Source organism: Emticicia sp. (assembly GCF_049241225.1).
Classification (GTDB): Bacteria; Bacteroidota; Bacteroidia; order Cytophagales; family Spirosomataceae; genus Emticicia.
In genome coordinates this window covers 1-6,591 of the sequence record NZ_JBMLRC010000459.1, presented here as the reverse complement: position 1 = coordinate 6,591, position 6,591 = coordinate 1, and the positions used below count along the sequence as shown (strand labels likewise).

7 protein-coding genes are annotated in these 6,591 nt (G+C 39.6%); 2 read left to right on the top strand and 5 right to left on the bottom strand.

From position 1 onward, the window contains the following. The 5 genes from ACOVO2_RS23540 to ACOVO2_RS23520 all read right to left on the bottom strand — a co-directional run. Window positions 1-956, bottom strand: a 956-nt coding sequence (locus tag ACOVO2_RS23540) for an acetyl-CoA C-acyltransferase (protein ID WP_421772321.1), incomplete at its 3' end; no start/stop codon positions are given. A gap of 88 nt (window positions 957-1,044) precedes the next feature. Continuing rightward, window positions 1,045-1,455 carry a GxxExxY protein gene (locus ACOVO2_RS23535; protein ID WP_421772320.1) on the bottom strand — a complete coding sequence of 137 codons (411 nt, stop codon included), beginning with the start codon at window positions 1,453-1,455 and terminating at the stop codon, window positions 1,045-1,047. 42 nt (window positions 1,456-1,497) lie between these two features. Next, complete coding sequence (locus ACOVO2_RS23530) at window positions 1,498-3,906, bottom strand: 3-hydroxyacyl-CoA dehydrogenase/enoyl-CoA hydratase family protein (protein WP_421772319.1); 2,409 nt, start codon at window positions 3,904-3,906, stop codon at window positions 1,498-1,500. Window positions 3,907-4,015: 109 nt separating this feature from the next. Then, window positions 4,016-4,333 carry a glyoxalase gene (locus ACOVO2_RS23525; protein WP_421772318.1) on the bottom strand — a complete coding sequence of 106 codons (318 nt, stop codon included), beginning with the start codon at window positions 4,331-4,333 and terminating at the stop codon, window positions 4,016-4,018. Between the two features lie 102 nt (window positions 4,334-4,435). After that, the gene (locus tag ACOVO2_RS23520) at window positions 4,436-4,927 is read right to left on the bottom strand and encodes a DUF4442 domain-containing protein (RefSeq protein WP_421772317.1); all 492 of its coding nucleotides are present in this window, start codon (window positions 4,925-4,927) and stop codon (window positions 4,436-4,438) included. Window positions 4,928-5,186: 259 nt separating this feature from the next. Between ACOVO2_RS23520 and ACOVO2_RS23515 the strand changes: the two genes are divergently transcribed. Both ACOVO2_RS23515 and ACOVO2_RS23510 read left to right on the top strand, forming a co-directional pair. Continuing rightward, on the top strand, window positions 5,187-6,032 hold the full coding sequence (locus ACOVO2_RS23515; RefSeq protein WP_421772316.1) for a cupin-like domain-containing protein: 846 nt from the start codon (window positions 5,187-5,189) through the stop codon (window positions 6,030-6,032). Window positions 6,033-6,079: 47 nt separating this feature from the next. Continuing rightward, a partial coding sequence (locus ACOVO2_RS23510) for a 5-formyltetrahydrofolate cyclo-ligase (RefSeq protein ID WP_421772315.1) occupies window positions 6,080-6,591 on the top strand: 512 nt, incomplete at its 3' end.

Genomic DNA, 6,591 nt, shown 5'->3' with positions numbered 1-6,591 from the left:
GCAAATGCTTCGTTTAGTTCAATAATATCAATATCATCTTGTTTCAAACCTGCTTGTTTCAAAGCAATCGGAATCGCTGCCACTGGTCCAATACCCATGATGCGTGGTTCTACACCCGCCGAAGCATAAGCCATCATGCGAGCGATTGGTTTTAAACCCAATTCGTTCACCATTCTTTCTGACATCACAATCACGAAAGCTGCACCATCAGAAGTTTGAGAAGAGTTACCAGCCGTTACACTTCCACCCATCGAGAAAACTGGACGAAGTTTTGCTAAGGCTTCAACACTGGTATCGGCACGTGGGCCTTCGTCTTTGGTTACTGTATATTCTTTGTTTTTCTTCTTGCCAGTGGCTTCGTCGAAATATGTTTCTTTTACCGTAATTGGCACAATTTCAGCATCGAATTTGCCAGCCGCTTGAGCAGCCAATGCTTTTTGGTGCGAATTGTAAGAGAAAACATCTTGCTCTTCACGACCGATGTTGAATTGTTGTGCCACTTGTTCGGCCGTAAGTCCCATTCCGATGTAATAGTCTGGATGGTGCGAAGCTAATCCATAATTCAATGCCATTTTCCAACCAGTTGTTGGCACCATCGACATTGACTCTGTTCCACCTGCCACGATACAATCGGCCATTCCTGCACTAATTTTTGCAGCAGCCATTGCGATTGTCTCGACGCCCGAACCACAATAACGGTTTACGGTTACGCCCGCTACGCTCTTGCCCAACGACAAAAGCGAAATATAACGAGCCATTTGCATACCTTGCTCGGCCTCAGGAACGGCATTTCCTACGATGAGGTCATCAACACGAGCAGGGTCGAGGTTTGGCACTTGTGCCATGAGGTGCTTGATTACATCAGCCGCCAAATCGTCGGGGCGAGTAAAGCGAAAAACTCCTTTGGGTGCTTTGCCGACTGCACTGCGGTAGCCAGCTACTATATATGCGTTCATGTTTTCTTTTTATTTTTTTACCACGGAGGCACGGATTTTAAGATTTTCACGGAGAAAATTTATAGAACCTGTTCTTCCGATTTTTAGATTATTCTTTTGGCAATTTTGAAAATTCATCTGTTACTAATGCTACCAATTGTTCTCTTATATTTTCACAATGAAAATTAATTAGAAGTCCTTTTGGTTTGCTACTTAATTTCAAGTAAGATAACAATTGAGCTTTATACAAAGGAATCATTGTCTCAACTGCTTTTAATTCTAAAATCACTAAATCATTTACAATAATATCTAAACGCAACTCTGTTTTTAATGCTCTACCACGATAAAAAAGAGGCACTTTTTGTTGAGCTTGTACAACCAAACCTTTAAATCTCAACTCTTCAATCATACACTCTTCATAAACAGATTCCAAAAGACCAGGCCCAAGTTGTTTATGAACCTCCATTGCACAACCTATAACTTGATAACTAATCTGATTAATATATTTCTGAGTAATCATCTCTGTGCAAATCTTTTAATCTGTGCCTCCGTGGTAAAGAAATTAATTACGAGGTGGCTTTCCTCCATTAAGTAACCCCTGCATTCTCTCCATAGTTTTCTTTTCTCCACAAAGTGATAAGAATGCCTCTCTTTCTAAATCCAATAAATATTGCTCAGTAACCATTTGCGGATAACTCAAATCTCCACCCGAAATTACGTAGGCTAGTTTATCGGCAATTTTTGCATCGTGTTCGGTGATGTATTTACCCATCAACATACCCGTGATACCCGCCTTGAAAAGAGCAATTCCTGCTTTTCCTTGTACCTTAATATCAGTACGTTGTTTTGGCTGAGTATAACCATCTTCAGCCAGTTTGATGGCTTCTTCTTTTGCTTCAGCAATCAAACGACTACGATTCAATACAATTTTATCTCTGTCGTTTTTCAAATAACCCATATCAAAAGCCTCTTGTGCCGAAGTTGAAACTTTCGCTTGGGCAATATTCATAAAGGCATTTTGGAGGATATTTAATTCTGGGTCGCCAGTTTTGTAGGCATCAGAGCAACGAAGTGCCATTTCTTTCGTTCCGCCACCTGCTGGAATCAAACCAACTCCTAATTCAACTAAGCCCATGTAGGTTTCGGCATGAGCCACCACCTTATCGGCATGAAGATTTAACTCACAACCGCCACCCAAAGCCAAGCTATGAGCTGCCGTAACTACTGGAATTGACGAATATCTCGCACGCATCATTGTTTGCTGGAATTGTGCAATCATCATATTGATTTCGTCGTATTCTTGCTCGATGGCAAACATAAACAACATCGCCAAGTTTGCACCCGCTGAAAACGCTTCGTTTGAATCATTTCCAACCACCAAACCTCTGAAATCTTTCTCGGCAATGGCATACGCTTTATTCAAGCCTTCTACTACTTCTGCTCCGAAAGTATTCATTTTTGAGTGGAATTCTACACCTGCAATGCCATCACCCAAATCGAAGATTGTTGAACCTGCGTTTTTCCAAATTACGTTGGTTTGGCGGAGGTTATCCAAAATAATGAACGATTCTGTTCCTGGAATTACTTTGTATGATTTGCTCGGAATATCGTAATATTTACGTTTTCCTGCCTCAACTTTATAGAAAGTCTCATTGCCAGCTTCAAGCATTTCATAAACCCAAGCCGCTGGTTTGAGGTTTAAATCTTCCATGATTTTTATCATCGGACGAACCCCAATGGCATCCCAAGTTTCAAACATACCCATTTGCCAGCCAAAACCTGAGCAAATAGCGGCATCAATTCTATATAATTCGTCCGAAATTTCTGGAATACGGTTGGTAGCGTAACGGAAACCATCGGCAAAAGTTTTGCGGTAAAATTCACCTGCTTTGTCTTTACCAGCCAAAAGAACCGAGAAACGTTTTTTCAAATCGTCGATGCTTTTGGTGCTTTCAAGCGTAGCAAATTTTACTTTTTCTGAAGGTTTATATTCAAAACTCTTCAAATCTAAAGCAAGAATGAGCGTTTTGCCTTTTTCGTCTTTAGTCTTTTTGTAGAAACCTTGACCAGTTTTATCTCCGAGCCATTTGTTTTCCATTAATTTAGCCATTGTTGGCGGCAAAATAAAGGCATCTTTCGATTCGTCGGTTTCTAAAACATTGATTAGGTTATTACAAACATTAACGGTTGTATCTAAACCAACTACATCTGACAAGCGGAAAGTACCCGATTTTGGGCGACCAACCACTGTACTGGTGAGTTTGTCAACTTCTTCAACGGTTAAACCCATTTCTTCGGCCACTCGGATGGTTTGAACCATCGCATAAATTCCCAAACGGTTGGCAATAAATGCAGGTGTATCTTTACATAAAACAGTGGTTTTACCCAAATATAAATCGCCGTAGTGCATCAAGAAATCAACTACCGATTTATCAGTTTTATCAGTTGGAATGATTTCCAACAAACGTAAATAACGTGGCGGATTGAAGAAGTGAGTACCGCAGAAATGTTTCTGGAAATCTTCTGAGCGGCCTTCTGCCATCAAATGAATCGGAATACCCGATGTATTTGAGGTGATAAGTGTACCTGGCTTACGGAATTTCTCAACTTTTTCGTAGATAATTTTCTTGATGTCGAGACGCTCGACAACTACCTCGATAATCCAATCGTAGGCAGCGATTTTTGGCATATCGTCATCAAAATTGCCCAGTTTTACTCGGCTCAGTGATTTCTGACTAAAAATTGGCGAAGGACTTGCCTTTACAGCAGCTTGGAAAAGTTCGCTTACGATACGATTTCGCACGGCTGGATGAGCGGTGTCAAGTCCTTTGGCTTTTTCGGCGTCGTTTGGTTCTTTCGGAACCATGTCGAGGAGTAGCACCTCCACTCCGATATTAGCAAAGTGCAACGCAATACGGCTTCCCATAATGCCCGCACCCAAAACAACTACTTTTTTGATACTACGATTCATGGTTTTGTGTTTGATTTTTTACTCAAAATGTCTTTTTAAGATTTTGCCACGAATGCACGAATAGGAATTTTTTAATTCGTGTATTCGTGGCAAAAACGTCATGTTATTTCTAAATCATCTGACTCTGTAATCTTTTCACAAGCATTGTGATTATTCTTCGATTCAACTCAGTTTCCAGCGAAATATAATCTTTATATTGCTCAACGGAAAGTTTTCCGATTATCATTCCAACAAAATAATTGCGTAATTGTGCGTCTTTTTTGATGGTATTTTCGATGTAATTGGCTTGGTCTTCGGGCGAATATCTTTCAAATACAACTTTATGTTTGACCAAATATTGCTTGAAAACCGCAATCAATAACTCATTTTGTTCTTTCAAAATCGGTCTTAAAAACTCATTCTGAAAATTCTCTTCCGCTGAAATCATATTTTTAGTCGATGGTCAATAGACCATAGTCCATAGCTGTTGTAAAATATTAAATGAAAAAAACAAAACTATCGACCGTCGTCTATGGACTATCGACTCCTCTCATTTCTTCTTCAAAATCCACGCCCAAATCATTTCTGTTATAACCACTTCTTCTTCCGTTTCGTCGGTCACTTTTACCGTAACATTCACTTCGCCTTTGTCGGTATCTCTGATTTGCTTTATTTGCTCATCGGTTAGCGTAGCTATTGCCCGTTGTTGCCCCTGACTTCGTTTGATAAACTTCACCGAAAGGTTTTTCATCAACGGAAGTTTATCATCGGGAATGTTCATGCCGACTACCATTCCAGAAGCCGTTTCGGCCAAAAGTGTGGTTGCAGCGGCATGAATTTGCCCAATGTGGTTTTGTACTTTGTTATGATTTGGAAGTGTTACTGCGACTTCATTACAAGTCATTTTCTCGAAATGTATGCCTGCCGTACCAACAAACTTTACGAATCGACCGATGGCAAAATCTCGCATAAAACCACGCATAAACGTAGGAAATGACTGCAATTTTGCCAAAGTTCGATTGAGATTATTGTTGTACTCCATTGAATAATATTCTTTGAATATAAAGCCTAATATTGTTATGCAAGCATAATTTCAAGGCAAATATACATGAAAGATATTAGTATGCAAGCATACTAATATAAAATTTGTTTTACCAAGATTTTCTATGAAGAAAAACATAATTTAGTGCGAAGGTATTTGTAAGGAAACCAAATTTTATTTGGAGACGTTTTAGGGGAAAATCCTTCTTGTATTGTCATTTACTTGAGTTAATTAAACACAAACTTTATCAAAGCACATTATGAAACTATTACCAATTGAGCGACGCAGCAATCTGAGTCGTGAAGAATTCATCGAAAGTTATTTAAAACCCAAAAAACCTGTCATTTTTACTGATTTGGTGAAGGATTGGCCTGCCCTTGATAAATGGACTTTCGATTGGTTACGCAAAAACTACGGGCATATACAGGTTCCCTTGTTTGATAACCATATTCACGATACCAAAAATTACTTTCAAGCGGCCAAAACTATGCCTTTTGGCGAGTATTTAACACTTATTGAGCAAGGACCTACTGACTTACGTATATTCTTGTTCGATATTTTTAAGATTGTACCAGAACTGGCTAACGATATTCGTTTCCCGACAATCATGGATGGCTTCCTGAAAAGCTATAAATTTATGTTTTTTGGGGGGCAAAATTCGGTCGTGAATCTGCATTATGACATGGACTGCTCGAATGTATTCCTGACGCAGTTTCAGACTCGTAAGCAAGCAATTCTTTTCTCACCCGATAAGAGTGCGAATCTTTACCAACACCCGTTTACGGTGCAATCTCACGTAAATCCACTAAACCCAGACTACGAGCGTTATCCTGCCATGAAAAACTTGGAAGGGTACGAGGCCGTCTTTGGTCATGGCGAAACGCTATTTATTCCGTCGTTATGGTGGCATTATATTAAGTATGTCGATGGTGGATTTAGTTTGGCACTTCGAGCAAATGATTCTATCTTTACAACTGCTCGTGGTGGCTGGAATGTGGTAAGGCATACATTTATTGATAAAGGCATGACCAAACTGGCGGGTGATTCGTGGAAACAATGGAAAGAACGCAAAGCCATTGAAAATGCCAATGAAGTGTTGGTTTAGTCCACGGTCGATAGTCCACAGCATAAAATTTGGACTAACTATTACGTATGCAGAAACAGGATTTAAGAAAAGAATATCTCCAAAAACGAAAAGCCCTCACCGAAATAGAAGTTGAGGGCTTTTCGAGAAAAATACACGACTGGTTTTTTAGAAGTATTCCTGTGCATGCCTACGCCACGATTCATACTTTCTTGCCCATCAGACGCAATAATGAGATAGATACTTGGCTCATTATCAATACACTACAAAAAGACTTTGCCACTGATATTGTCATTCCGAAAAGCCACGAAGATGGCAGCATGAGTCATTACTTACTCACGAAAGATACAGTTTTTGAAGAAAATAAATGGAAAATTCCCGAACCATCTTCAGTTGGCAGTCCTCAGTCTTCAGTCTTCAATATAGATTTAGTTCTGATTCCATTATTATGTTTTGACAAAAAAGGCTATCGAGTTGGCTATGGAAAAGGTTATTACGACCGATTTTTGGCCGAATGCCGTTCTGATGTCATGAAAATCGGTCTTTCGATTTTTGAGCCTGTTGACGAAATCAGCGATGT